The organism is Paenibacillus barengoltzii G22 (assembly GCF_000403375.2).
Classification (GTDB): domain Bacteria; phylum Bacillota; class Bacilli; order Paenibacillales; family Paenibacillaceae; genus Fontibacillus; species Fontibacillus barengoltzii.
Genome location: NZ_KE159654.1, coordinates 567938 through 594569, shown reverse-complemented (window position 1 = coordinate 594569; position 26632 = coordinate 567938). Strand labels below are relative to the sequence as shown.

Below are 26632 nucleotides of genomic sequence, written 5' to 3'. Positions count from 1 at the left end.
CTGAGAGAGAAAAAATGATAGGTAGATTTGAGTATGGACTTGATAACTACTAATATATCAGAACCCTATGGGCTAGTCACCCCAAACTTACATTAGAACAGCGATTGAACTCCCCTATAAATACTGATATATTTGGTACTATATTACTAGAAAGCGGATGGTATGGGTGCCCAAAAAGGTGTTATTCAGCGCTACGGTTGTGTCTCACATTAACGCATTTCATCTACCTTACTTGAAATGGTTCCGGGATCAGGGCTGGGAGGTTCATGTGGCTGCGAATGGTTCTGAGCCGGTTCCATGGGCGGACAAGCAGTTTGATATTCCCATCCAGCGTTCTCCCTATAGCAGGGATAACCTCAAGGCTCTACGGGAGCTAAAAAGAATTATCGACAGTCAGGGATACGAGATTATTCATTGTCATACCCCTATGGGCGGAGTGTTAACGAGACTGGCTGCCCGCCAAAGTCGAAGGAAAGGCACGAAAGTCGTCTATACTGCTCATGGTTTTCATTTTTACAAGGGGGCTTCTCGCATCAATTGGTTGATCTACTATCCGGTGGAGAAGTGGCTTTCTCGGTATACTGACGTTCTGGTAACGATGAATGATGAGGATTTCGAGCGGGCTAAACGAGGGAAATTCAAACCGGGGCTCATCCATTTTGTGCATGGGGTCGGGATCAGCTTCGAGAGATTTAAACCGCCTACAGCGGAACAAAAGCGGCAATTGCGAGAAGAGTATGGCGTCGGACAAGACCGTTTTGTTCTCATATATGCGGCGGAAATGATTCATCGCAAGAACCAGACGCTCCTGCTGGAGACGATCCAAAAATTAAAGGATGCCATTCCGAATGTGCAGCTGCTGCTTGCCGGCAAAGGGAAACTGGAGGCGTTCTACAAAAGTCTCGTTGCTGAGAAAGGGCTGGAACCTTATGTTACCTTTCTCGGACACCGGAAGGACATGGAGAACATTTACGCATTGGCGGATGTAGCGGTATCCTCGAGCCGGCAGGAGGGCTTGCCGGTCAATATTATGGAGGCGATCGCCAGCGGCCTTCCTGTGGTGGCAACTCGGGTAAGGGGAAACCGGGACCTTGTCGGGGAAGGCGTCCATGGATTTCTGGTCGAGCTCGGCGATGCCGATGCCTTTGCTGATCGGATTCTGCAGTTATATCACGATCCCTTGCTTCGGCAGGAGATAGCTGCAAGACGAGATCTGCTTACGGGGACGTATGCGATTGAGAACGTGCTGGAGGAATTAACCTCTGTCTATAAAGACCGGATGTGAATCAGGCATCCAATGGAACATTTTGTCGTCTAGTAAAATATTAGTAGAGTGCTAGTTTACAGATTCATAGATGATATGCTACTATAGAACCATAATCTAACATATTTTAAGCCTGCAATGTCGAATAAAGGCAAACCGCTCGAAAGGGTGGGACGCAAAGCTACAGGGGCTTCGTGATCGAGGATCACATGCCAGCCAGCTCCCTACATACAGGTTTCCGATGAGGAACCTTATAACTATAGTTATTTGGTTCTTTTTTTATTGACTCGAACCTCAGAAACTGACTCCACTCCAAACCTCAGAATTGAATACGAGAACATCGAAAAGGCAAACCGCATGAAAGTGCGGGACGCAAAGCTACAGGGGCTTCGTGGTCGCAGATCACATGCCAGCCAGTTCCCGAAAGTTTTCAGGATGAGATAGAAGGCTTCCTGAAACGGGGGCTTTCTATTTTTTATCCTATCGAATTTGAGGTGTCCTTTATGGCAGCAAATCAATCGATTAAGAAATTCGTGCTCATCACGTTGGTCGTTGCAGTCGGATTCCTATTTAACTTCTCTATAAATCCGGTGGCTGCGTACGCTGAGCCAAAGGACGCCCAAATGATTAATGTGAAGGATCAAGGTGCCAAAGGCGATGGAGTGACTGACGATACGTCGGCAATTCAACGGGCTTTGGATCTCGCAGCAAGCAGCAAAGGAACGGTATATTTACCTGAAGGCACATACTTGGTGAATCCAGTGAACACGCTGATCGTTGAGAGCGGAACTACGCTTAAAGGCGAAGGCAAGAAGTCGATCATTCAAGCAGATGCTCACAAATTTGGATGGGAAATGATCCATGCATCGGGTACTGGGATTGAAATTTCCGACTTGATGCTGGATGGCAATCATGCCGTAAATCGTGTTCTGGTTATCGGGGGAGGCAGCTCCTTCGTCAAGGTGAATCGGATCGCGGCAGCCAATGCGACGCATAGCAGTGACCCGGCCAGCGATTATTATACGGGTGTCGTCTCGGGGATTGTCATTTATGGCGATACCAATCACATTGAAATCACAAATTCTGAAATTTATAATATCAAGGCTGTGAATCTGACAGCCGGCAGCTTGATCTCCAGAGGCATCTATATTACAACAACCTGGGGATCGGCAGAGAAGGTTGCATCGAACGTTCGAATCACGAACTCCAACATCCATCACATCGGTTCAGCCGACGATGGGGACGGGATTTTCTATGAAGACCCGAACCTGGATCGTGGGACGGGCCGGGACGCGGGCAGCTTGATTGCCAACAATACCTTCAGCTTCAACGCTAAACGTGCGATCAAGATTTACGCCCAAGGGATTACGGTCAGCGGCAATGTCATCACGAACTCCTATCTCAATAACAACTATTACGAAGGTAAAGATAAAGGTCAGTTGGCTCCTGACATGTACGCTGGCATCAGCGTCTACGCTTCGAACAACAGCATTTCGGACAATCGCATTGAAGGGGTTGGCAGTTATTACGCTGCGATTGAAGTCAGCGCCGATGAGACCGTTAATCATGTGACCATCAAAGGGAACAAGATTAAAATGGGGCAGCAAAGTGTGATTGCGGGAACCACGGGCATTCGCTTAGGGAATACGAAGAACTTCACCATTTCGAGCAACACGATCGAGCATGCCGAGAAAGGAATCTGGACTTGGCAGAATGCGGAGAACGGAACGGTCGAGGGCAACAAAATTGAAACAACGAAGGGCGGAATCGACCTGACCACCTATCTTGCGAATTGCATCCAGAAGGATATCGTGGTTAAGGACAACATCGTTAAGGGACAAGCCTTCAACATCCAACTGGCAAAATCGAACGTCAATGTTGAGGTAGTATCGAACTTATAATAAATCATCACTTTGATAGAGTTTAACAGGTTTATGAGGAGACAACCGTCTTTTCATAAACCTGTTTTTTGTTTGTCTCTCAAATGCGTCACAAAAAACATTCTTCTCTTGATTGCAATTTGTGTTAATATAAGGTTATATTTAGGTGACTATTTTCCTAGTTTTAAATGCCTATCCTATTTTTTCATGACTGATTTTCTGGGACTTATTTTGGAGTGATATTCTGACATCGACTGAGGTGGAGCTATTGGAAAGTAGCGGTTTGTTTAAAATCTTAAGAAAACACATGATTGCCTTTATTGTTACGCTTCTAGTCTGTGAGGGAGGCGTTTTTTTGGTTAATACGCTGGCCAAACCTCAATATCAAGCGACAGCAAGCTTGGTAGCTACGATTGCTTCTACCGAGGCGGGGACTTACACCGAATTTTTGGCCAGTCAGATGTTAACTAAAACGTATGAGGATGCGATTGAGAGTCGATTTATTGCCAATGAAGCAAAAAATAAACTACAGACCAAGGAAACGGCATATGAATTATTAAAACGGATCAAAGTCAGGACAGACCCCGACACTCTAGTAATTATTATCAAAGCCACACATGACAATCCGCAGGATGCGGTGGCCATTGCCAATGCCTTCGCCGAAAGCTTTATTGAGAAATCGCAAGAGCTGGTGGAGAGTTCCAGTGTCATGATTTTGGACAAGTCAAATCTGGAAGAGGCTTCAATTCCCGTCAGCCCCCGGAAGATCTTGAACTATGCGATCGGCGGCTTTATCGGTCTATTTGCAGGGCTATGCGTCTCGATGCTGCTGGAGAAGCGAGGGGGCTCCAAACGCAGTCAGCAAAGACGAACTCCGAGAGAAAAGGAGATGGAATTCTAATGATTCACTTTGCGATTATCGGATGCGGCCATATTGCGAACAAACATATCGAATCGATAAATAGCACGGATGGAGCGGTACTTACGGCGTTATGTGATAACAACCCTCAACGATTGCTTGAACTGGAAGAGAAGTGGAATGTCCCGGTTTATCTGAACATGGACGAGATGCTGCAACAATGCCCTCACATCGATGTCGTGTGCATCTGTACGCCAAGCGGATTACATACTTCTATGGCCATCGCCGCGGCCAAAGCCAAGAAGCATCTGATCATTGAGAAGCCCGTTACGTTAACATTGGAAGATGTTGACCGCATTGCAGCGGCAGCGGAAGAGAATGGGGTTCTGGTTACGGTGGTTCATCCTAACCGCTATCGGCCAGCCATTCGGCAATTAAAGCACGCGTTGGATCAAGGGATGTTCGGCAAGTTAAGTCATGTAAATGCAACGGTTCGCTGGAATCGGAGTCAAGCCTATTACGATCAGGCTCCATGGAGAGGGACGAAGGCCATGGATGGGGGCGTCTTGATGAATCAAGCGATCCATAGTTTGGACCTGTTGATCTGGCTTTTTGGCCCGGTGAAGGAAGTGAAATCGTTGGTGGATACCCGGTTCCGGAAGATTGAATCGGAGGATGTTGCGGTCGCCGTGCTTCGGTTTGAGAGCGGACATCTGGGGGTTGTCGAGGCATGTACGACGGTGTATGAGCAAAATTTGGAGGAGTCGATCGCTGTTTTTGGAGAGCATGGATATGCGGAAATCGGCGGCAGAACGGCCAATTGGATTAAGCAATGGAATTGCTCCTCGATGACCAAGGAAGAGACGGAGATGTTGATTTCCGAGATTGAACGGGACCCCTTTGGCAAACCGGGACATCAATGCATCATTGAGGATATGGTGGAAGCCATCCGGGATCACCGTCCGCCAGCCATCACGCTGCAGGATGGGAGAAATGCACTGAAGCTTGTCATTGATATGGTTGAAAATGGCAGTCCACAAGTCGTTATGTAGGAAAGGGAGAGGGCGCTATGCGTGAATCAATGCTGCAATCGCAAGATCATCGTACCGAATTGATGGATAAGCTTCACAGCAAAACAGCGAAGATCGGAGTCATTGGACTTGGGTATGTCGGGCTTCCGCTCGCTGTAGAGAAGGCAAAGGCCGGATACCAGGTCATTGGGTTTGATGTCCAGCCGCACAAGGTGGACATGGTTAACCGGGGATATAACTACATTGGGGATGTAGTGGATGAAGATCTCAAAACGATGGTAGACAGCGGGCGACTGCAGGCGACTTCGGATTACTCCTTCATCTCTATGGTGGATACGGTTGCGATTTGTGTGCCAACCCCGTTGGACATTTACCAGCAGCCGGATACGAGTTATGTGGAGAATTCCGCGAAGGAAATTGCCAAATATCTTCATCCAGGGATGCTCGTAGTCCTGGAAAGTACGACCTATCCCGGAACGACAGAGGAGCTCGTGAAGCCGATCCTCGAATCCACCGGATGGATCTGCGGGAAGGATTTCTTCCTGGCTTATTCGCCTGAACGGATTGACCCGGGCAACAAGCATTTCAATACGAAGAATACCCCTAAAGTCGTCGGCGGCGTCACGAAGTCCTGCTCCCAAATCGCCGAAGCGCTGTATAAGCAGGTGTTGGATGGAGAAGTGCATGTAGTCTCCAGCCCCGCAGTGGCCGAGATGGAGAAGATATACGAAAATACCTTCCGTCATATCAATATCGCGTTAGCGAATGAGATGGCTATATTGTGTAACCGGATGGGCATTAATGTCTGGGAAGTGATTGAAGCTGCGAAGACGAAGCCCTATGGTTTTATGGCCTTTTACCCGGGTCCGGGATTGGGCGGACACTGTATTCCAATTGACCCCTTCTATCTTACCTGGAAAGCAAGAGAGTATAACTACCACACTCGTCTGATTGAACTTGCCGGTGAAATTAATAACTCCATGCCGGAATTCGTTGTACAGAAAATCGCTGAACTTCTCAATACCAACAAGAAGCCACTTTATGGATCTGTCGTCTATTTACTTGGCGTAGCCTACAAGAAGGATATTGATGATTATCGGGAATCTCCGGTTCTTAAAATTGTGGAACTGCTGGAAGCGCGAGGAGCAGAGGTTATCCTAAGCGATCCACACATCCCGGCATTCAAGTATCGCGGGCAAACTTACGAAACCGTGGAGCTGACGCAAGAGAGGCTTGCCCAATCCGATATTACCGTCATTGCCACAGATCATTCGGCATTCGATTATGACCTGGTCGGTCGAAGCAGCCGACTGTTGCTGGATACGCGCAATGCAATGAACGGGTATGCCAAGCCGGAACAATATTACTTGTTATAGCATGAGGGACGGAGTGAAATGGATGACAAATTATTGGGCACACCCCACAGCGGTGATTGACGAGGGCGCTGTCATTGGGGAGAACACGAAAGTATGGCACTTTTCTCATATCTCTTCAGGATCGGAAATCGGCCATTCCTGCAGCTTGGGACAGAACGTCTTTGTTGCGCCAAGGGTCACGATTGGGAATGGTGTCAAAATTCAAAATAATGTTTCCGTGTATGAAGGTGTCATTTTGGAGGACTATGTCTTCTGCGGTCCCAGCATGGTTTTCACGAATGTGCGGACTCCCCGCTCGGCATTCCCTCGCAATACGAGCAGCGATTATCGGCCGACCCGAGTAAGAAGAGGAGCGTCGATTGGGGCCAATGCCACCATCGTGTGCGGGGTGGAAATTGGGGAATGGGCGTTTGTTGCGGCTGGCGCTGTGGTGAACCGGGATGTTCCTCCATATGCCATCGTTGCGGGAGTGCCTGCCCGGCAAATGGGCTGGGTATGCGAATGCGGGATTACGCTTGCATTTAGCGGGTTGAAAGCGATCTGCCAGGAATGTGGACGTGAGTATGAACGAAGTGAGAACTCAGTACATAAAACAAAGGAAGTGTAGCGATGCTCAAAGACGGAGTGAATCAAGCGGTACACCATAAGAAAATCCCGGTTCTCGACATGAGTTATGAGATGAAGCAATTGAAGCCTCAAATTCTGAGCGCTTTGGAGACGGTTCTAGACCGTGGAGCGTTCATCATGGGAGAGAACGTCAAGCAATTTGAAAAGGAAGCGGCCGATTACTTGGGTGTCAAACATGCTGTGGCGGTGAATTCTGGCACGGATGCGCTGGTGATTGCGCTGCTGGCGACAGGAATTGGCGAAGGCGATGAAGTGATTACTACGCCTTTTACGTTTTTTGCTACCGCTGAGGCGATTAGTCGGGTAGGGGCTGTTCCGGTTTTTGTGGATATTGATCCGGTGACGTACAACCTGAATGTAGAATTGCTGGAAGCTGCTTTGACAGAGAAGACCAAGGCCATTATTCCGGTGCACCTATTTGGGCACGCCGTAGACATGGACCCGCTGCTTCAGCTGGCTCAACGTAAGCAGCTTGTCGTGATCGAAGATGTTGCCCAAGCCTTTGGCGGGGAATATAAAGGGCAGAAGACTGGTACATTGGGAGATGTTGGCTGTTACTCTTTCTTCCCGTCCAAGAATCTCGGAGCTTATGGTGACGGAGGACTGCTAGTCACGAATGATGACGGTCTGGCCGACAAAGCTGCCATGCTGCGAGCTCACGGGTCGAAGAAGAAGTACTATAACGAAATGATTGGCTTCAATTCCCGGTTAGATGAGATGCAGGCTGCCATTTTACGGGTCAAGCTTCCTTATATCGAAGAGTGGAATCAAGGACGCAGTCAAGTCGCAGAGCGCTATCGGGAGCTGCTGGGCGGCATGGAGGGGCTCGTGTTGCCAACGGAGCATTCCTACGCCAAGCATGTATACCACCAGTATACGATTCGAGTATTAAACGGAAGAAGAGACGAACTTTTGCAGGGACTTGCTGCAGAAGGAATCAGTTCGATCGTGTACTATCCCGTTCCGGTTCACAAGCTTCCGGTCTACCAACCGAACGAGCTCCGTCTTCCTGAAGCGGAAGCGGCGTCTGCGGAGGTGCTGTCGCTGCCAATTTGGCCGCTCATGGATGAAGAGACGCAAAGACGGATCGCTGAGCAAATCCAAAAAGTCCTCGAATCATGAAGGAACGAAGATGATAAACAAGATCAAGAACTTTAAGCTCGACAGCTTTTTTCGGAATGTGGTCGTTCTGGCCAGCGGAACCATCCTGAGCCAAATCATCATATTGGTGACATTACCGATCATTACCCGCTTATATAATCCTTCCGAATATGGCGTGTACTCCATGTATACTTCCATCATCTCGATCATGCTGATGATGACATCCTTCTCTTACGAAAATGCCATAACACTGCCGAGCAAGGACAAGACGGCAAGCAGCCTGCTGAGCTTATCCCTTCGCATCTGTGCGTTAGTCAGCCTCATCGGCGGGGTGGGAGTCTATTTCTTGGCCCATCCGCTGTCGGTTTGGACCAATGAACCGGATGTCCAGCGTTATTTCATCTTTTTTATAGCCAGCCTGTTTTTTAGCGGCTTCTATCAAATTTTGAACGGATGGTCCATCCGCAAGAAATACTTCCGGGAGATTTCGAAGACGAAGCTCTCCCAAAGTCTCTCTCTCGTATCTTCCCAACTGCTGTTCAGCGGCATCTTCAGAGGTCCGCTTGGACTTATTCTAGGGGACGTCATAGGCCGGTTGGGCGGCGTGATCCCACAATGGAAGCTTTGGCGGAAAGATGTGAAGCAAGAGTCGATGCACAGCAATTGGGCAGAGATGAAGGAAGTCGCCTCTCGATACAAGCGGTTTCCGCTGTTGTCCTTGCCGTCCAACATGCTTAATAGCTTTGGGATTTACTTGCCGACGATTCTTTTTGCTGCCTTTTATGGACCGGAGGTGGCGGGCTGGTTTGCTCTCGGGCAACGGATATTGGGGTCCCCCATGACGTTGATCACCTCGTCGGTGATGAATGTTTATTTATCGGAGTCGTCCAATTATATGCTGTATACCCCCCATAAGCTATATCCCTTGTTTAAGCGGACGGTCCGTAACATCTTTATCATTGGTCTGCTGATTGTACTTGTCATGGTGTTCATTGCACCAGCGACCTTTGCCTTCCTGTTCGGGGAGGCATGGGCTAACTCGGGGCAAATTGTGCAGATTCTGGGAGTCATGTATTTAAGTCAGTTTGTCGCCAATTCGGTGGGTTCCACCATTGATGTGATGGAACGTCAGGATCTACACCTGTACCGAGAAATTGGACGAATCATTATCGTATTGGGCGCAGTGCTGCTTGCCTATTTTTCGGGGCAGAGTGCTGTCACCGCCATCCTGTGGTTTAGCTTAGCGGCTACATTGGGCTATCTGCTTCATCTCGGAATGTCTTGGTTCGCCCTGCGAAAATATCGTAACCTTCCCGAGCCGGAAGAAGTAGAACTGAGGGGATCATGATGTTAATTGTACGCTGTCCGGCAAATCGAGAGCCGGAACGGGAATATATTTTCCATGTGCTCTTGAATGAATTTCTAGGCATTTCCTATACGGTCATTCTTGAGGAACGCATGGATGTCGAGCTCTCGATGCCTTCAGTCAACGACTGCTCGTTACGGCTTCCAGATGTGTTCTTATCAACCCCGGATGAGAAGTGGTTGACGATCGATTCGCTGCCGAGGCTTCCGTTGTTACACCTGGATGCTACCGAAGCCGACTTGGGACGGATTCCAGTTATCTATGGAGATGGCAGAGCTTCGGAAAGCGGCATGTTACAAAGGTCCGAGCATAGCGTGGAATGCGGATTGGATATCTTCGGCAGCTGCTTCTTTATGCTGACCCGCTATGAGGAGGTCGTCCTGCCTGATCGGGATGAGCATGACCGGTTCCCGGCCCAGTGCTCCATCGCTTATCAAGCGGGATTTCTGGATGTGCCCATCGTTAATGTTTATACCGAGCTGTTATGGTTCCTGTGTAAATCTTTATGGCCGGGGCTGGAACGGAAGCGGCGTGCTTCTGTCAAGCGGATTAGCCATGATGTGGACCATCCCTTCTTCGCGCTTCGCCGGAACATATGGGGTATATTGAAGGGCAGCGCTGTGGAGGTTGTCAAACGAAGGGATATGGAAGCAGCCTATCGGAAGGCGCTGATGCTGGGGGGGCGCTCGCTTCAAGTCAAGCGGGATCCGTACTATACGTTCCCTTGGCTGATGGAAGTCAGTGAACGTGCGGGATTGCGGAGCAGCTTCTACTTTATCCCGGAGCATACCGATCCGCAATATGACGGTCAGTATTCTTTGGATGATCCCGAGATCGAGCAATTGATGCTGGAGATTCATCAACGGGGTCATGAAATCGGCTTGCATCCTAGTTATCAAACGTATTTGTCCCCATCCCGGATTAAGCATCAATGGGGTCTGCTGAAACGGAAGGTGGATGAACTCGGGATCAAGCAGCCGATATGGGGAGGGCGCCAGCACTTTCTGCGATGGCGTGCGCCGGATACTTGGCAGCATTGGGAAGATGCTGGACTGAATTACGATAGTACGCTGGGCTATTCGAATTATCCCGGATTCCGATGCGGCGTTTGCTATGAATATCCGGTTTTCCAGCTTGCCGAGCGCCGGATGCTGCAACTCCGGGAACGCCCGCTTGTCATTATGGAGAAGGTGATCTTGCATGACGGCGGCTGGAAAGGAGAGCCTGCCTTTGAAGAGATCCGTCGCTATTATCGGGAGTGTATGAAATATAACGGGGAATTTACACTGCTCTGGCATAATAGCTTCTTATTACATCGATCGGACCGTGAACTCTTCGCAAGGTGCTTGGAGGAACTGACATGAAAATTGCCTACCTGATTCATTGGAATGAAGGGCCGGAAAGCGGCGTTGCCAAGAAAGTGATCGGACAGATGGCTGAGTGGGCCCGTTCGGGGCATGAGGTGGCTTTCTTTTTATTTACCCATCGGCAGATTCGTGCATGGGAAGAAGCTTTGCACAACGTTACGCTGGCTGCACAGGTTTATGACAAGGGTACGGGCCGCCTGTCCGCGTTCCGACAATTATTAGACCGGATTCGGGACTGGAACCCCGATGTGATTTATCACCGGTATGACCTGTATTATCCGGGGTTGCCAAAGCTGTTAAAACAGTTTCCCTCCATTTTGGAAATGAACACGAACGATCTTGCCGAGATGAAACAGCTGGGGAGCAAGGCAAGATACGGGTATCACTTGGCCACTCGCTCGCGGGTGCTGCGTGCAGCTCAAGGGTTTGTGTTTGTCAGCGGCGAAATGGCGGAGGAACGGCACTATAAGAAATACGTGAAGGATAAAGTCATCATTGGCAATGGGTACGCCTTAGATCGGGTTTCAACCGCACCTGTTGTGCAGCGGGATGAGATCCGGGTCATCTTCATTGGTTCTTCCGGTCAATCTTGGCAAGGGGTTGACCATATTGCCGCTCTCGCCCGCATGCGTCCGTCTTGGACATTTGATATCGTCGGCTTTGCGCCGGAGGATTTCAAGGAGCCTGCGCCTGAAAATATGCTTTTTCACGGCAGACTGGATCGCAGAGACTATGAACCTCTCATGTACCAAGCGGATGTCGCCATCGGAACGATGGCACTCTACCGGAAAGGTATGAACGAGGCCTCGCCCCTTAAGGTGCGGGAGTATTTAGCTTATGGCCTTCCGGTAATTATCGGGTATCAAGACACCGACTTTCCAGAATCTGTCCCGTTTCTGCTGCAGTTACCCAATGCGTCCGGAAATTTGGAGCACCATCTAGCGGAAATTGATGCTTTTGTGCAGAGTTGGCGCGGGAAGCGGGTCCTCCGAGAACAGATCCAGCATTTGGATAACCGGGTGAAAGAGATTGTGAGATTAGAATATATGGATCGCATCCGGAAGAAGGTCAGCCAGCCTTGAACATTACCTTGATTCTGATTCTGGTGTTGGTTGCCTGTATCGGTCTCTTCATCTGCTTGTGCATTACTCGGGAGAACCTGCGGGTGGATGCCGCTTATGTCGTAGGATTTTGCGTTTATTTCGATTTGTTCGGTTATCTCTATAAGCAGGTGATGCCAGGGAATGCGCTGGTGCTGCTGCTGGCCGTTCCGTTCATCCCCGTCTGTATTGCGTTGTTTAGCAAGGGCAGCAAATCCTGGGAATTCCTCAGAGATCAAGGGGTATGGTTGTGGGGGCTTGTCTTCTTGTACGCCTTGGGGAGCTTGATCTGGGCGCCGTACGAAACGGCAGGACTCAACAAGCTGCTGATTTTGTTCATTCATGCGGTGGTTCCTGGAATGTATACTTACATCCTGTACAAAAAATACAACAAGTTCTCATGGACTGTTCTTGCATTATTTGGCTTCGCCTTTGCGGTGGCCCATCTTACGCTGGGGGAGTACTCCCAGGAATATCCCGGAAGGCTGGTGCTGCCTGGCGGCAACCCCATTTATAACGCGCGGATGTCGTTGTTTACGGTAACGGTCTGCTTATGGGGGCGGAATATTCCGCTATGGATTCGAATTCCGGTGATCGCCATTGCTGGTGCCTCTGCCATAGCTACAGAATCAAGGGGGCCGATTGCAGCATTTGCAGTGGCCAACCTGATTATGGCGGTTGTCGTCTTGTTCAACAAATATAAGCAAGGCAAACTCCGCAATTTGAAGGGGATTGTCCTCGCCTTCTTAGCGGTGATTGTTCTGGGTATCTTTGCCGGCTTACCTTATATCGGTGAGTTGAAGGATTGGGTGGAGGGCAGTCGTTTTTCTGTTCTATTTGATCGTCAAGCACTGATGGGGGACGACAATATGATCGGTCGGCTCGTCTTGCAGGAGAAGGCGATCGCGACGTGGAACGAGCACCCGTTTATAGGCGCAGGGATTGGCAGTGTGACGCCGCCTCTCGCCCATGACTTCCCGCATAACGTCTTGCTGGAAATCGTAAGTGAACTTGGCGTTGTGGGGATGACCCTTTGGACCTTGGCTTACCTGTATTCGCTTTGGGCTGGTCGCCAATTCCCAGTGGTGATGGTGTTGTTGCTTCAGACGCTGGGCAGCGCGCTGATGAGCGGCGATTTTGGCTATAACTTCGAGTATCTCCTGATGGCATTTGTGGCCCTTATGTTGGTACCCGAGAAAGAGCAGAAAGGGGGAGAAGAGGATGCCAAGAATCTTGTTCCTCATTACAGGGCTTAGTTATGCCGGAGCGGAGAACCAGCTCGTTCAGCTCTGTAAGGGATTGAAGCCCAAAGGCTGCGAGATTGCCGTGGTCAGCATGACTTCACCAAAGGCGCATGTCGACGAATTAACTGAGCTTGGCGTGGAAGTGCATACGTTGAACATGAGCAGGGGGATTCCAGATCCTAGAGGGATCCTCCGCCTAAGAAGGATCATTAGCCGCTTTAAGCCGGATGTAGTGCACAGTCATTTGGTCCATGCCAATATTTTGGCCAGAGTGGCTCGGCTGTTCATTCGAATGCCTTTGTTAATTTGTACGGCCCATACCCGGAATGAGGAAGGGAAAATCCGAGAACTCCTATACCGGTTGACCGACCCTTTGTGCGAATTAACCACGAATGTAAGTCAGGACGCGGTGAATCATTATATTCAAGAGAAAATCGTGCCGCGGCACAAGATTCAGTTTATTCCGAACGGGATTGATGTTAGCCGTTATCATAAGCAGGATACGCGGAATAAGACTCGCGCAACGTTAGGCTTGGCAGAGCAACAGTTTACGTGGCTGGCGGCGGGCCGATTCGTGCCTGCCAAGGACTACCGGAATCTAGTCACCGCCTTCCGAAGAGTTGCGGAGCTGCATCCGGACAGCCTTCTGCTGATTGCTGGAATAGGGCCGGAGCGTGAAGAGATCGAGGAGCTGTGCAAGACGTTGGGGTTGCAGGAGCACATCCGTTTTCTGGGGCTTCGCAAGGATATTCCCGAGCTCATGCAGGCGGCGGATGCCTATGTCATGTCCTCTCGATGGGAAGGGATGCCGATTGTCCTGTTGGAGGCCGCGGCCAGCGGACTGCCAATCGTGGCAACGGATGTTGGCGGCAACCGCGAGGTGGTGCAAGATGGGGTAACGGGCTTGTTGGTTCCTGCGGAAGACAGCTGGGCATTGGGAGAACAGATGCTGGCCCTGATGGAGAAGTCGCCTGAAGACCGGCAAAGGATGGGCGAGCAAGGAAGGGAATACGTGCAGCAGCACTACACGATGGATGTGGTGATCGACCAATGGCTGAGCCTCTATGCACTACAAGGATTACCGCAGATGCGGAGGAAAAAGCATGATTAAAATCATTCGTTTGAGCGGCTCGAGAGTCGTTGTTTTGCTCTTGGATTGTCTGTTTATTTACATCAGCTATTTGCTGGCCTATACGATTAATTTTCAGGGCAATGTTCCGCAAGAACAATGGAACTCATTCTACGCTTATGCCCCATGGCTCGGGATGTTTACAGCACTCACTTATTACTTCTTTAATTTGTACAATTTCGCGGGACGTCAGAAGCCGGCCAAATGGCTGTACAATTTGCTTCTGGCGGACCTGGTCTTTGTGGTTGAACTGATTCTGCTGCATTATTGGCTGGAATCCTTCAGTCTTCCGAGAAGTGTGGTCGTCATTGCTTGCTTGATCCAATTGGCCTTGACGTTCGCGCTGCGTTTGACGTTATTCTTTATCCAAACCAAAGGGATCGGGAAGAAAAGAGCGCTTCTGGTTATTAGCAATCATAGCTCATCCATCGCCATCATTAAGAAGTTGAAAAACGAAGGCAAGGTCTGGTTTGAGCTTCGGCACCTGCTGGTTGTGGATCAGGAGACCTCAACACTCGGAGAGGTATGTTGGGAGGAAGTAGACACCCTGATTTTGGGGCCGGACATCTCGGCGCCTGTCCGAACGGAATTAATTCGTCAGGCGGGACATCGTGATATTGAAGTATTGCTGATTCCGGATTTTTACGAGCTGTATTTAATGAAGGCGGAGCTCCAGCAGATCGACGATTTGCTGTTGTATTCCATGATGCCTCCTGCTTTGACGATCTGGGAACGGATGGTCAAGCGCGGCATTGACCTTGTGGTCTCGTCTATTCTGCTGCTGCTCGCCTCTCCGGTGATGCTGCTGATGTTTGTGCTCATCCCGGCTACTTCGAAGGGAAAAGCGCTGTTCTACCAAGAACGTGTGGGGATTCATGGAACAACCTTTAGGGTCATGAAATTCCGAAGTATGGTGGATAATGCGGAGAAGCATACCGGGCCTGTACTGGCAAGCTCCGGGGATGCTAGAATTACCAAGCTGGGGCATTTCATCCGGGCGACCCGGATCGATGAGCTGCCTCAACTGTTTAACGTGATTCGCGGGGATATGAGTCTGGTGGGGCCGCGGCCAGAGCGCCCTTATTTTGTCGAGCAATTTGAGAAGGAGTTGCCTCACTATTCGTACCGTCTCATGGTGAAGCCCGGACTTACCGGGATGGCTCAGGTGATGGCCAATTATACGACGCTGCCGTCGGATAAACTGCGCTATGACATTATGTATATTAAAAACTACTCGCCGCTGCTGGATTTGAAAATCCTGTTCCAGACCGTACTGGTCGTGCTGCAGCGGGAGCAGTCCAAGGGATTGCAGGCAGAGGCCAAAGACTTTGACAACATCGAGGATTACCTGCGACAAGTGCAGATGGAGGTGGCTCCCGGGAGGGAGACACCTTAATCCAGGTTAGGAAGCGACAGGATCCGGTTCTGGTTCGCGGCGATCTTGTTGTTCTCCACCTTCACTTTGGATACTTGGTAAGCCTGCTTCGGATCGAGAAACAGGATTCCGTATCGAACATTCGAAATCGTATTATTCGAGATGATCCCGCTTTGCTTGCTGTCGATCGGCGAGAAAATACCCGATTTCATATTGATAATGCGATTGTCAGCTACCTTAAAATTAATGATATTCCCCAGTCGAATGCCATTTGAATCGGAGTAATCTGCGGTTGCTCCGTTTGAAATGGTATTTTTTTCGATGATAATATCCGTAAGTACGTCCAAATCGGCTTCGATGGCCGCGTAATAACTTCCGATCCCATCAATCACGTTGCCCGTGACGGTGACATGGCTGGCATAAACCGAAATGCCGGAAAACATGTCCTGCGGGATCGGATCCACGATTGGATAGAAGCGATAGTGATTATCCCCGTTGTATGAGTTCGTAATATGGTTGTTCTTGATCGTCACGCCTGGCGCTGCGATTTTAATCCCGCGTTTCCCGACATGATGAATTTGGTTGTTCTGGATGAGCGAATTGGTTTGGGGTGTGCCGTCCTTCGCTTTGTCGAAATAAATGGCGTCCGCATCTTCACGCGGAGTAATATACGAAAAGGTGTTCCCCGTAATGTTCACGTTTCGAGCATAGAGTTGACCAGGCTCAGCCCAGACGAGAATCCCGCGGGCGATCGGGTTCGGATGAATGGCGGAAATATGTGAAATGTTAGAGTTCTCGATGGTCACTCGGTTTGTGTTCCCGTAAATAAGGATGCCCGACAGCAACGCGTGATAATTCGGATGATCCGGGTTCGAAGGCTGAGTGATTTGCATGATGGTACAATTTTTGATCTGAATGTCTTTGGATCCGGTGTGAACTCCAACCCCACGAATTAAGAGGTTATTCGCATCGATCGTAATTCCTTCCAGGGTAATCTGGTTCCCAGATAACCAGAAGGCTTCATAGCCGAACTCTTCTCCACCCGGGAATCGGGTAAACTTCAGAACCGGGTTTCCGACGCCAATCACCTTGATGTTGCTGGTGACGAGAAAAGGATCGTTCAAATCCATTAAATATGTACCCGGCGGGATGGTGACCACTGCCCCGTTCGGCTGGTCGGCCGCAAGTTCGAGGGCCTTATGGAAAGCGGCGGTATCGTTTGTCGTTCCATTTCCAACGGCTCCGGTGTCCTTCACACTGATTAAATAAGGTTGAGGGTTTTGCTCATCGGCCGCCGCAGCATGGGGAAGCAAACAGATGATGAGCAAGATTGAAGCGCATACCCCCGTTAAGGTTCTCCTATTTCGCCTCTTCATGGTTCATTCTCTCCTAACAAAGACTTCGCTAATGCTTCCCATTCTTCAAGATCGGGAATCCAATAATATAATTCGCTCTTGACTACAGGGTCGTACAGCTTGTCGCTTCTGCCGGGAAGTTGGGTGTAAGTGAATTGATCGCCGTCGATGTCTTTCGCCAACCAGGCCAGGCTGATCATATCGCTGTCGGTGAGGTTCGTATCCAGAATGTCTTGTTTTACTTGATTGATCAGAGAGGGAAGTTTCTTTAAATTTTGCGGTTTGGCCATGGTTAATGCAATTTCCTTGAGGACCATGGCTTGATGAGCCTGCCGTCCCGAATCTCCCCCTGGGAGCGATTTGCGTTCCCGAACCAAATCCAGAACATCGGCGCCGTAGAGATGATTGTCTCCTGCAGGAATGGTCTTGTGCGCGTAGGTGAATTTGACGGGCTCATCCAGGTGGATGTCCAGGCCACCCAACGTATCGATGAAATGCTCGAAGCCTTCAAAATTCGTTTTCAAGTAATAGTTAATGCTACAGGAACAGAGATTGCTTACGGCTTGCATGGCAGCCATGGTTCCGTCGTGGCCATCTCCCTTTAGTTCGGCCAGGACGTGCGCGTGGTTGATCTTGGTGTAACCGATTCCCGGAAGGTTGACTCTGGAATCGCGAGGAATGGAGATTAAGTTGACGATCTTCTTTCCAGGGTTCACATGGGCTAGAATAATCACATCTGTCCGGGATGCTTCCTGATCCCGAGCGTCCGTCCCCAAAATAAGCACATTGAAACTTACTTGATCTTTACTCTTGTCATTCGTATCGGATGAATTCGACTCAGATGATTGGGATGACGAGGTGGTAGGTGAAGAGGATTCTTCTGGTTGAGGTGCAGCCAAAACAGGAATTTCTGTATTGTTGAAGTGAGTCGCCGGACTCAGCTTCCAATAGGTAAACAGCCCCGCTCCGACTAGAAGCAGGATCAATATGCCTGCATACCCCATTCGTTTTTTCCATTTCATACTTAAATTATTGCTCCCCTCCAAAGCAGACAATCCGTTGGGGTAATTTCCCCTTCATTCTGAATTGTAACTTAAGTCGCATAAGCTGGCAAACCTTATCAGGATTCGTCATTTCGCGGAATCATCAGATCTGAAAGTCCTGGGCATCGCAGATTTTATGTGTTCCATAAAGAAGGCTGCGCTTAACGTAATTGATGCGGGTCAATTCTTGCTTTTGGCCGCTGGAGTTGGTACAATAAATGTCTGATAAACTGCCCGGTGGGGCCTCCGATTTGGCTTCTGTTGCGCATTTTGTTGAGCTGAAAGTCGGAAGAGGAACTCACCTACTTTGAGGAGGATGGAGCATGGGTAAGAAAAGTGACGGTAAAGTGCTGGCGCAAAATAAAAAAGCTTCCCATGACTATTTCATCGAAGATACCTACGAAGCGGGCATGGTGCTCACCGGCACCGAGATCAAGTCGATTCGGAATGCTCGGGTGAACATCAGCGATGCGTTCGCGACGATCCGGAACGGCGAAATTCATATTCACAACATGCATATCAGCCCGTTCGAGCAAGGCAATCGGTTTAATCCAACCGATCCGACGCGGACACGCAAGCTGCTGATGCACAAGGCACAGATCAATAAGCTGTTGGGTTTATCCAAGCAGGAAGGGTATACGATCGTACCGCTCAAGATCTATATCCGCAACGGATATGCGAAGCTGCTGCTGGGTCTGGGCAAAGGGAAGAAGCAATACGACAAGCGTGATTCCGCCGCGAAGCGGGATGCTCAACGCGATATTCAACGGGCGTTGCGCGAGAAGCAGAAGATCGCGAGATAACAGGCTCGCGACGGTAGTTCCCAGCGTTTCCATCAAGTCCATAAACATGATGGGATGTAATCGTGGTATAATAATGGATGTAAGAACGAATATCACTTGTTCGTGATGCGAGCAAGTAGCAGGCCCTTGCAGGCTGCACCTTGATCCTCGAACACCCTTTTGATTAAGGGGGCGTTTTTGGATTCGACGGGGGTAGATCGAGCATGGGTAGCGGGTAGTGGGGAGCGTCCGCTTTATCAACGCTAACGCCAAATTTAAACGGCAAAGCTAAACAACCAACTCTGGCTCTGGCCGCCTAATAACGGCCTCCAGGCTCCTACCTTCCATCGCCCATGTGGCAGGATAGGGGCTCAACCTTTAGTGGGATACGCTGTCTAGTCTCCGCCTGCGGCTAGCTGAAGAAGACAATCAGGCTGACCCGAAGAGAATCCGGTGACGGGGAGTCTCTAGGGTGACATCAATACTGTCACTACACCCGTAGAAGCCTATGTGGCGTTGCCTTCGGACAGGGGTTCGACTCCCCTCGCCTCCACCAATACCATCAGAAAAGCGACCTCAAGCGGTCGCTTTTCTGCTTGTTCGGATTTGAAGGGGATGGGTGACCCGCGTGGTTACTGGGTTTCTGGCTTCTCTGATTCTGAATAAGAAATATTTCTGATGCTGTACGGGGCGGTACCGCACTGTATACCAGTTTTTAATGTCATCCAATAGACGGGCTCGATCCTTCAACCGTTCCGGTAGAACGCGGCTTGGTCAACTGGTTATTATTCTTAAAGGTTCGGCATTCATTGTTTTGACGGGCGGAAGATTGTTCGACTATACTAACCTATATCCCTCTCAGTTCAGGCGATTTTTGTAAAAACGGTTGTTGAACTAATTGATGATAAGGATCCCCGTATCTATCGATGGGTAAACTAAAAACAAAGGAGAGGCAATATAAACCTCTCCTTCTCTACACTAACATAATTTTGCCGCCTGAATTCTTAACAACCCCTGATTCAACGAGATAATCGCAAGCTTGTTGCATTGCATTGCTAATATTGCCGCCGGTTCTGCTGAATCCGAATACCCGAGCTGTAACTGAATAAAGGTCGTTTGTAGTGATTCCAAAACTTTTACTAACTATTTGTAGCATCGCCTCAGCGATCTCTTCTTTGGAAATATGATTGATTGATCTTACTCCAACGTCATTTGAAAGCGGAACCCTGGCTTTTATGTTTTCAGCTCCCTTAATCCAAAGGAAATCACCCTTTCTCATCAACTTATCGGTAAGGTATTTACTGATTACATAGTTAACTGAATCTCTCACTTTTACTGTTACCTTTTGATTGCCAAACAGCCCGGCAACTCTTTTGCACAGCAATTCAAAATGGATTGGGTATTCCTTTTCGACAACATACTTAATCACGTTCTTAAGATAAGTCGTATCATCGGAATAACGTTTAACCTCATAGACATTAGCTTCTTCATAGTAGTCAAAGGAATAAGGGTTATCGTAAGTATGTTCGCCAAGATCCGTGGGGTTCTCTATAATCTCGATACCAATCGTTTGCTGTAAGAGCTCGCTTTGAAACTTATGCATTGATCCAGAATTAACATTGCTTTCCTTGTACTCGCTTATGGCCTTGTTGACAGCATCCAGTAATTTACGACCTTCTGTAATAGGATCTTTAATCCAGTCAGTTGACCATATACGATAGATTTTCCAACCAATGTCCTCCAAGATGGTCTGACGCAACCTGTCACGTTCTCTAGCCGTTCTAGCAGAGTGGTATGTAGCTCCATCACATTCTATTCCAAGGACGAACCTGCCACTTAACGTAGGATGTTTAACGGCAAGATCGATTCGATATCCGGAGCAACCAACTTGAGTAGCAACCATAAATCCATTCTTTACTAAGAAGTCATACACAGACTCTTCAAATGGAGAGTCAACGTTAACCGAATCGGAATATGTCAGCTCATTAAGAATTGCATCGGGCCCATTCATTGCAAATTCTATATAAGATCGTAACATCTTTACACCTTCAGCATTTGTGCTCTCCAATTTAATGTCTGTTGGCCGGATCGATCCAACAAGTTTAACATTATATTTAGCTCGAGTTATTGCAACATTCAACCGACGATAGCCGCCGGATCTGCTTAAAGGCCCGAAGTTCATATACATAATGCCATTTGAATCTTTTGCATAACCAATGCTGAAGATAATGGTATCGCGTTCATCCCCCTGCACGTTCTCAAGGTTTTTTATGAAAAACGCTTCTTCTTTATCTTCATTGAAGAATTTTTCAAATTCCTGATTTTGAAGACGCAATTGACGGATTGCTGTTTCAACGGCCTGTTGTTGGGCTTCACTAAAAGTGACAACTCCTAGGGATCTTTCAGGGTAGTTGCGGAAATGCTCATAAACCAATTCAGCCACACGTGTTGCCTCTTTTACGTTACATTTCTTACCGCCACGATCATAAACTCCATTCTCAACATAAATATACTCGACTCCGTGGTCAGGAACTTTATCAATGTGAGAAGGAAATGTGATTAAATTATGATTGTAAATTTTGGCGTTTGAGAAAGCAATCAGGTGTTCATGGCGACTCCTATAATGCCATCTTAGTGTTCGCTCCGACAGAACAGTAAGGGATTCATCAAGAATAGACTCAAATGCGTCGGTATCGTCAAATTCTTCATCGTCTGCTCCATCGCCATCAAAGTCTCCATCTGAAGTATTCGCGGCAAAGAAGTTGGTTGGTGGCAGCTGTTTATTGTCTCCGGCAATAATGACTTGCTTCCCCCTCATAATTGCTCCTATTGCATCTTCAGTACAAACCTGTGATGCCTCGTCGAAGATTACCACATCAAAGTTATAGTTCTCTGCATCGAGAAATAAGCTTACGGAAAGGGGAGACATCATCAAACATGGTTTTAGAGTAAGTAATAAATTGGGTATCGCCTTGAATAGTTTCCGTAATGGAAGTATTTTGCGTTGTTTGCCTAGTTCACGCTTTAATATTCCAATTTCATCCATAGCCATTGTCGCCATGTTCAGATCTGGCAACCTTGAGACAAGACGTTCTTTTATCCTTGTTCTTGCCAAGGAAAGTTGAGTTATATCGAGGCGATTAAATTCCCGTATGATCTCATCGTGGCTACGGCTACGGAAAGAATTAACTGCAGGAAACTTTGAGATTACAGAGTCTACCCACAGTCGATAGAAACGCTTAAGGAATGTACCGACTATCAGATCTTTGTCGATCTTGAGTACTTCTACTTTCTGGACATACTCCGACAATCCTTCTTTCTTACACTCATCCCTGATGCTACGGAAATCAATCCATTCTTCCAGAGATGATATGTTGTTCAGACATTTGCTGATCTTTAATAAGATGGAGGTTAAGTCTGTTCGTTGTAACTCCTCTACATTGTCAAAGAGGTTTGCAAACCATCGCCATTCTTTCTGTATATGATTCAAGCTATCCTTAAGAATCTTCTTGTAAGAAGAGACCTCTGCAACATATGAGGAATCTGAACAAATGCGAGCAATAAAGTTCTGTGGCAATAAATACTTCTCATGTAACTTCTTAAAATCTCCGGCCCAAGATAATGATCCTAAGATGGAGCCCCAATCAGTTTGGATACTACCGTTGAAGAAACTCTGGAAGTTTTCTTTTAGGTTATCGCTCTCCTTATTGATTGTGCGATCAATAATCTGAATAATTTCCAACTTGGAGAGATCATCTATAACTTCGTCATATGAAAGTTCTTTATGACTATGCTTAGTCACTTCTGTAAACAATCCATCCAGTACTTGAAGTGAATTCATTACACCGGTAACCATTTCAAGAAGTACTGATACATCCAAATTCTTATAATCGGATGTAGATGGCAGTATCCTTTGAAGAGTAAGAACCAGATCAGGGTCTTTTATGATACCAAGCTTCTCATGTCGTGTTTTAATGTCCTGATAATTCGCTTCTCCATCAACGAGAAAGTTTTTAACGCTAACAGGAATAGGCTCACCTGAGAAACAGTTGAGAATGCTTGAGAATTGTTTGAACGATTGATCCAAGAGCCCCCAATCAGTCATTTTCCCAAGATAATGGCTTCCCAATAATTGAGTAAGTATCTTTTCATTTTCATTTAGCCAAGAATGAATATCAGCGATTTCTTTTAATTCGTTTAAGACAGAGATAATGGTTTGATCATCGAACTTCTGAGAATTATCTTTCATCAAAACACGAATTTGTTTTTTATCTGTTCTGTAGCTCCTTTTAAAAACCTTGAACCAAGTAGTGTATTCAATCTTGAATCGTTTCAGCATAGATGAATAATCAATGTCAAAGATCTCTTTATCGAAGCGGCTGCTTATGGATGTTGTGAGATTGTTGATCTGATCGTACTTATTCTTTGCTTCTTCTGACAACTTCTTAATAGCATTATATTTACCAGGGTCAAACCATGCCTCAGTAGGTCTTGGATTTAGAAGAATGAAGCTCAATAATGTATGAAGTGCTTCTAAACCCATGATCGATCTTTTATAAGGAATTTTTAATGTTTCAAAAATACTTTCTGCCGCGGCTGAAGCAGCTTCTATTTTTCCGCAAATGGAAGTCAGTTCATTAATGATCGATTTTGCGAACCTCAAAATATCATTGTCACTTGGAAAACTATCCTCATTTAATATAGGCTTAACTGTTGTAACCCTTGATAAGAGTAGTGATTTTGTATTTTCAGCTTGCAGATTGAAGTAATCGTTATCATAAATTTTGCCTAACTCGGACTGGTAATCTTCATATTCCTTTTTCATTGCAAGATATTTCTCCGCTTGCTGAATAAGCGGAGTAATATCTTCAGTAGTTATCCAATGAATCGGAATTCCTGGTGATTTCTCCGAGATATCGAAAATCTCAAGGATATCCTCTGTTGCAGCCAGGGTCAAATCCCTGTTCAGTTCGAAGTTATTATTAACTTTATTAAAATTCTCTACAAGTACGTGGAAAGCGGGGGCCAACTTCCTTAAGTTTGTTTCAATGTCATGCCGAAGTTCGTGCGAAACATTGGGGACTATGCAGTTTCTCCATGGGTTGAGTGCGTAGTCCTCCGTCATTTTTCCGATGGTTTTGGAGAGTTCATTCAAAAGGTAAATATATCTATTCAACTTCTCCGGTGTTGTTTCGCCCACATTGTCAATGGAGAAAATGACATCTGGAGTTTCGTATAACTTAGCTAATTTCCCATTAACACTGTATAGTGTTAGATTGAGAGGCTGGATGGGAGTGTGAAGTTCAGTAATATAACGGTTCAATTTTTCCCTTTGCTTTTCAAGTAATTCTAGTTGGGAGACTGCCTCATCATGAACTTTAAATCTACTAAGAGCCAATGTATTTCCAAGATCGTTTAGGACTTCCTTCTTATTAGCTCTATGGCTATGTAGGGTGAGACAAAAATCAGATAAGCCTGCTTGCGTCAATCGTTTGTGTACAACCTCAAGTGCTGCCATCTTCTCCGAAACGAATAGCACTCGTTTTCCCTCAGCAAGACTCTCAGCGATTATGTTTGTAATGGTCTGGCTTTTTCCAGTACCTGGGGGCCCTTGCAGCACAAAACTGACACCTTTCTTGGAGTAAAGAATGGCGTCTTGCTGGCTAGAATCTGCATCAACGACTTGAAATGTATCAATAGCCCGAGTCTTCCTGTCGTGATCATACTGATTGAATTCTGCAGGCAGTGTTTTGATTTGGCTTCTGTCTCCAGCCAATCCGAGAAGTACCGGGTGTGCCTTTATCTTATCCTGGTTCTTATCCAGGTCTTCGTACATATTTATTTTCAAAAAAGAGAGCAGGCTTAATCCAGTCTCAAAAGCAACTTCCCATTTGTTTTTATTAACAGATTTATTGAGGTTGTTGAGATACTCGGTAATGCTATCTTCGTGTGCATCGAATTCAGGTAATGTAATTCCGAATTCATGTTCCATTTTATATTTTAATGTTGGGTTAACCACGACCTCGTCTTCATGTAGACGTAGGACGAAGGGCGAGGTAATGGACTCTAGTGTAAGTGATACCGGAACAAGTACGATGGGGGAGGTGATGATCTGATCAGAGTCTTGGTTCTCCTTCCACCTCAAGAAACCAAATGAAAGATATAGGATGTTGACACCTTGCTCTTCAAGTGCTGTCTTTGCTTTGTTTCTAAGATTTCTTAATGTTTTCTGTTGCTCTTTGATGGTTTGATTGGTTTGTAAATCGCCAGTTGAAGTATATGGTTCACTAACTTCGTCTTCATCGTCATCAAAATCTTCAAATGGGAATGGGAATTCTAAAGCTGTTTCATTAACGACGAGCAGTCTAAACAATTCAGCGAGATCAGGGGCTACTATCTTGATGTTGGAACGTTTGGTTTCTCGATAGTTGATGAGTCTGTTTTTCTTGCCCAAATCAAGAAGACGCTTCTTCCATTTATCTATGCGGACATCAATTGCAGCCATAATAACACCTCAGCCATTAGGACTAAATCATATGTATGTAAAAAGCTAACTAATTATTATTAAGTTCAACAATTGACAAAGATCTCCTTCTTTCGACCAGTCGCAAATTGCCAAATCTCAACAAACTCTATGAAAAAGCTAAACAACAACAAGATAAGGGACAGTAACGATTCTGGTTGATAAGCGTCCTCCAAGTCCTTTTCATACGCTTCAGCAGGATATGCTGGTAACGGGTTTCGCTCAAGATGACTTGTGTTACACCATGTTTTCGAATGATTTTAAGCAAAAAAGAGTGAAACGTGCGGGCTTGAATGGTTGCCGCAATATTTTCATCCATCCCAGGTAAATGTGCGATTCGGTCACGCATTTCCTCTGCCGCTTTTTTGGAAAACATGACCAGCAATATGTTTTTCGGATTGATGTTACGAACTGCGATCAGATAGCCTGTCCGGCATACCAGAACTGAAGTCTTGCCCGAACCCGCTCCTGCAAGTGCAAGCAATGGCCCTTTGAAATGACGTACAGCATGTATTTGCGGTTCATTCAGATAGATTCCCTGCTTCTCCAATGATCGAAAGAAAAAGGCATCTTTATCAGTATTGGGTATCAGGTCTTTGCTTGTTTCAGTCTTTGCGGTCTGGACAATAGGAATCGTATGGCTTCCCGCTCCGAGCGGTGTTTTGTAAAAAGTCCTACTACTCAAACCATCACCTTCATTAACTCGTGAAGCTCGTGCATTGCGTTCTTTTCTCCACCAAGTGATCAACATGGACAGTCAGTTCGTTGATAAGTGGGATTGGCAACGATTCTGAATAATACGTTCTTGCCATCTCCTAAACGACAGATTCTTCTTAATTCTATCACAAGGAATTGGGCCTTTCTTCCTGATCTTGATCAATATGTTGAACTCAATTAAGTTTTGTTACCCCTATTGGGAGTAGAAACGCCAAAATCGCAATTTTTTGGCTCATTACCACTTGGCACAAGCTGAAATCCTTATGGATATTAATCCTACGCCGACATTTCAATCGGTGAATGCTTACAGTAGGGTAATCAATATTCTATATATCGTCAATAGTGACAAATTGTAACGAACATCTACATAAAAAATCCGAATTCGATTTGAATCGGGACGTAGAGTTAGACCACTAATAGCAAGATCGAAGTAATTTTGTTCTGGCATACCACACATTCCTTATGAAACCCACAATAGCAAACGGCCCTTAAA

Annotated in this window: 18 protein-coding genes, 1 other RNA gene and 2 riboswitches; of the genes, 15 read left to right on the top strand and 4 right to left on the bottom strand. The window is 47.1% G+C overall.

Going from position 1 to position 26632, the window contains the following annotated elements:
* The first annotated feature begins 157 nt into the window (after positions 1-157).
* The 13 genes from C812_RS17435 (at position 158) to C812_RS17375 (ending at position 15740) form a co-directional block, all read left to right on the top strand.
* Positions 158-1285 (top strand): glycosyltransferase family 4 protein, encoded by a 1128-nt coding sequence (locus tag C812_RS17435; RefSeq protein ID WP_051135004.1) that lies wholly within the window; start codon positions 158-160, stop codon positions 1283-1285.
* 119 nt (positions 1286-1404) lie between these two features.
* Positions 1405-1492, top strand: a riboswitch (cyclic di-GMP riboswitch).
* 109 nt (positions 1493-1601) lie between these two features.
* A riboswitch (cyclic di-GMP riboswitch) is annotated at positions 1602-1689 on the top strand.
* A gap of 78 nt (positions 1690-1767) precedes the next feature.
* Positions 1768-3165 carry a glycosyl hydrolase family 28-related protein gene (locus tag C812_RS22400; RefSeq protein WP_016313984.1) on the top strand — a complete coding sequence of 466 codons (1398 nt, stop codon included), beginning with the start codon at positions 1768-1770 and terminating at the stop codon, positions 3163-3165.
* Positions 3166-3499: 334 nt separating this feature from the next.
* Positions 3500-4045 (top strand): YveK family protein, encoded by a 546-nt coding sequence (locus tag C812_RS17425; RefSeq protein ID WP_036625710.1) that lies wholly within the window; start codon positions 3500-3502, stop codon positions 4043-4045.
* A complete protein-coding gene (locus C812_RS17420; RefSeq protein WP_016313982.1) occupies positions 4045-5055 on the top strand; it encodes a Gfo/Idh/MocA family protein in 1011 nt (336 codons plus the stop codon). Before C812_RS17425 ends, C812_RS17420 begins: the two co-directional genes overlap by 1 nt.
* Positions 5056-5072: 17 nt before the next feature.
* Entirely contained in the window at positions 5073-6410 is a 1338-nt protein-coding gene (locus C812_RS17415) for a nucleotide sugar dehydrogenase (protein ID WP_016313981.1), read from the top strand.
* Positions 6411-6432: 22 nt separating this feature from the next.
* On the top strand, positions 6433-7017 hold the full coding sequence (locus C812_RS17410; RefSeq protein ID WP_016313980.1) for an acyltransferase: 585 nt from the start codon (positions 6433-6435) through the stop codon (positions 7015-7017).
* 2 nt (positions 7018-7019) lie between these two features.
* On the top strand, positions 7020-8159 hold the full coding sequence (locus C812_RS17405) for a DegT/DnrJ/EryC1/StrS family aminotransferase (RefSeq protein ID WP_016313979.1): 1140 nt from the start codon (positions 7020-7022) through the stop codon (positions 8157-8159).
* A gap of 10 nt (positions 8160-8169) precedes the next feature.
* Positions 8170-9486 carry a lipopolysaccharide biosynthesis protein gene (locus tag C812_RS17400; RefSeq protein ID WP_016313978.1) on the top strand — a complete coding sequence of 439 codons (1317 nt, stop codon included), beginning with the start codon at positions 8170-8172 and terminating at the stop codon, positions 9484-9486.
* A complete protein-coding gene (locus C812_RS17395; RefSeq protein WP_051135003.1) occupies positions 9486-10868 on the top strand; it encodes a polysaccharide deacetylase family protein in 1383 nt (460 codons plus the stop codon). Before C812_RS17400 ends, C812_RS17395 begins: the two co-directional genes overlap by 1 nt.
* A complete protein-coding gene (locus tag C812_RS17390) occupies positions 10865-11953 on the top strand; it encodes a glycosyltransferase (RefSeq protein WP_016313976.1) in 1089 nt (362 codons plus the stop codon). The genes C812_RS17395 and C812_RS17390 overlap by 4 nt, the downstream gene beginning before the upstream one ends.
* Positions 11950-13227 (top strand): O-antigen ligase family protein, encoded by a 1278-nt coding sequence (locus C812_RS17385; protein ID WP_016313975.1) that lies wholly within the window; start codon positions 11950-11952, stop codon positions 13225-13227. The genes C812_RS17390 and C812_RS17385 overlap by 4 nt, the downstream gene beginning before the upstream one ends.
* Entirely contained in the window at positions 13193-14326 is a 1134-nt protein-coding gene (locus C812_RS17380; protein WP_016313974.1) for a glycosyltransferase, read from the top strand. Before C812_RS17385 ends, C812_RS17380 begins: the two co-directional genes overlap by 35 nt.
* Complete coding sequence (locus C812_RS17375; protein WP_016313973.1) at positions 14319-15740, top strand: sugar transferase; 1422 nt, start codon at positions 14319-14321, stop codon at positions 15738-15740. Before C812_RS17380 ends, C812_RS17375 begins: the two co-directional genes overlap by 8 nt.
* Here C812_RS17375 and C812_RS17370 read toward each other — a convergent pair.
* Both C812_RS17370 and C812_RS17365 read right to left on the bottom strand, forming a co-directional pair.
* A complete protein-coding gene (locus tag C812_RS17370; protein ID WP_016313972.1) occupies positions 15737-17095 on the bottom strand; it encodes a right-handed parallel beta-helix repeat-containing protein in 1359 nt (452 codons plus the stop codon). The genes C812_RS17375 and C812_RS17370 overlap by 4 nt on opposite strands.
* Positions 17092-18096 (bottom strand): LCP family protein, encoded by a 1005-nt coding sequence (locus C812_RS17365; RefSeq protein ID WP_028538484.1) that lies wholly within the window; start codon positions 18094-18096, stop codon positions 17092-17094. The genes C812_RS17370 and C812_RS17365 overlap by 4 nt, the downstream gene beginning before the upstream one ends.
* A 344-nt stretch (positions 18097-18440) precedes the next feature.
* On the opposite strand from C812_RS17365, the gene smpB reads away from it, so the two are divergent.
* Both smpB and ssrA read left to right on the top strand, forming a co-directional pair.
* Positions 18441-18920, top strand: a complete 480-nt coding sequence (smpB, locus tag C812_RS17360) for an SsrA-binding protein SmpB (protein ID WP_016313970.1) — start codon at positions 18441-18443, stop codon at positions 18918-18920.
* 167 nt (positions 18921-19087) lie between these two features.
* Positions 19088-19455, top strand: a transfer-messenger RNA (tmRNA) gene (gene ssrA, locus C812_RS21970).
* Between the two features lie 417 nt (positions 19456-19872).
* Here the strand turns inward: ssrA and C812_RS17355 are convergent.
* Both C812_RS17355 and C812_RS17350 read right to left on the bottom strand, forming a co-directional pair.
* On the bottom strand, positions 19873-25404 hold the full coding sequence (locus tag C812_RS17355; protein WP_016313969.1) for a DUF4011 domain-containing protein: 5532 nt from the start codon (positions 25402-25404) through the stop codon (positions 19873-19875).
* Between the two features lie 127 nt (positions 25405-25531).
* Positions 25532-26173: a UvrD-helicase domain-containing protein gene (locus C812_RS17350; protein WP_244268350.1), complete on the bottom strand. Its 642-nt coding sequence runs from the start codon at positions 26171-26173 to the stop codon at positions 25532-25534.
* Between the last annotated feature and the right edge of the window lie 459 nt (positions 26174-26632).

What these genes read in the sequence shown, in the direction of transcription:
- C812_RS17435 (WP_051135004.1), top strand. Translation starts at nt 158, where the DNA reads ATGGTATGGGTGCCCAAAAAGGTGTTATTCAGCGCTACGGTTGTGTCT.
- C812_RS22400 (WP_016313984.1), top strand. Translation starts at nt 1,768, where the DNA reads ATGGCAGCAAATCAATCGATTAAGAAATTCGTGCTCATCACGTTGGTC.
- C812_RS17420 (WP_016313982.1), top strand. Translation starts at nt 4,045, where the DNA reads ATGATTCACTTTGCGATTATCGGATGCGGCCATATTGCGAACAAACAT.
- C812_RS17415 (WP_016313981.1), top strand. Translation starts at nt 5,073, where the DNA reads ATGCGTGAATCAATGCTGCAATCGCAAGATCATCGTACCGAATTGATG.
- C812_RS17410 (WP_016313980.1), top strand. Translation starts at nt 6,433, where the DNA reads ATGACAAATTATTGGGCACACCCCACAGCGGTGATTGACGAGGGCGCT.
- C812_RS17405 (WP_016313979.1), top strand. Translation starts at nt 7,020, where the DNA reads ATGCTCAAAGACGGAGTGAATCAAGCGGTACACCATAAGAAAATCCCG.
- C812_RS17400 (WP_016313978.1), top strand. Translation starts at nt 8,170, where the DNA reads ATGATAAACAAGATCAAGAACTTTAAGCTCGACAGCTTTTTTCGGAAT.
- C812_RS17395 (WP_051135003.1), top strand. Translation starts at nt 9,486, where the DNA reads ATGTTAATTGTACGCTGTCCGGCAAATCGAGAGCCGGAACGGGAATAT.
- C812_RS17390 (WP_016313976.1), top strand. Translation starts at nt 10,865, where the DNA reads ATGAAAATTGCCTACCTGATTCATTGGAATGAAGGGCCGGAAAGCGGC.
- C812_RS17380 (WP_016313974.1), top strand. Translation starts at nt 13,193, where the DNA reads ATGCCAAGAATCTTGTTCCTCATTACAGGGCTTAGTTATGCCGGAGCG.
- C812_RS17375 (WP_016313973.1), top strand. Translation starts at nt 14,319, where the DNA reads ATGATTAAAATCATTCGTTTGAGCGGCTCGAGAGTCGTTGTTTTGCTC.
- C812_RS17370 (WP_016313972.1), bottom strand. Translation starts at nt 17,095, where the DNA reads ATGAAGAGGCGAAATAGGAGAACCTTAACGGGGGTATGCGCTTCAATC.
- C812_RS17365 (WP_028538484.1), bottom strand. Translation starts at nt 18,096, where the DNA reads ATGAAATGGAAAAAACGAATGGGGTATGCAGGCATATTGATCCTGCTT.
- smpB (WP_016313970.1), top strand. Translation starts at nt 18,441, where the DNA reads ATGGGTAAGAAAAGTGACGGTAAAGTGCTGGCGCAAAATAAAAAAGCT.
- C812_RS17355 (WP_016313969.1), bottom strand. Translation starts at nt 25,404, where the DNA reads ATGGCTGCAATTGATGTCCGCATAGATAAATGGAAGAAGCGTCTTCTT.
- C812_RS17350 (WP_244268350.1), bottom strand. Translation starts at nt 26,173, where the DNA reads ATGTTGATCACTTGGTGGAGAAAAGAACGCAATGCACGAGCTTCACGA.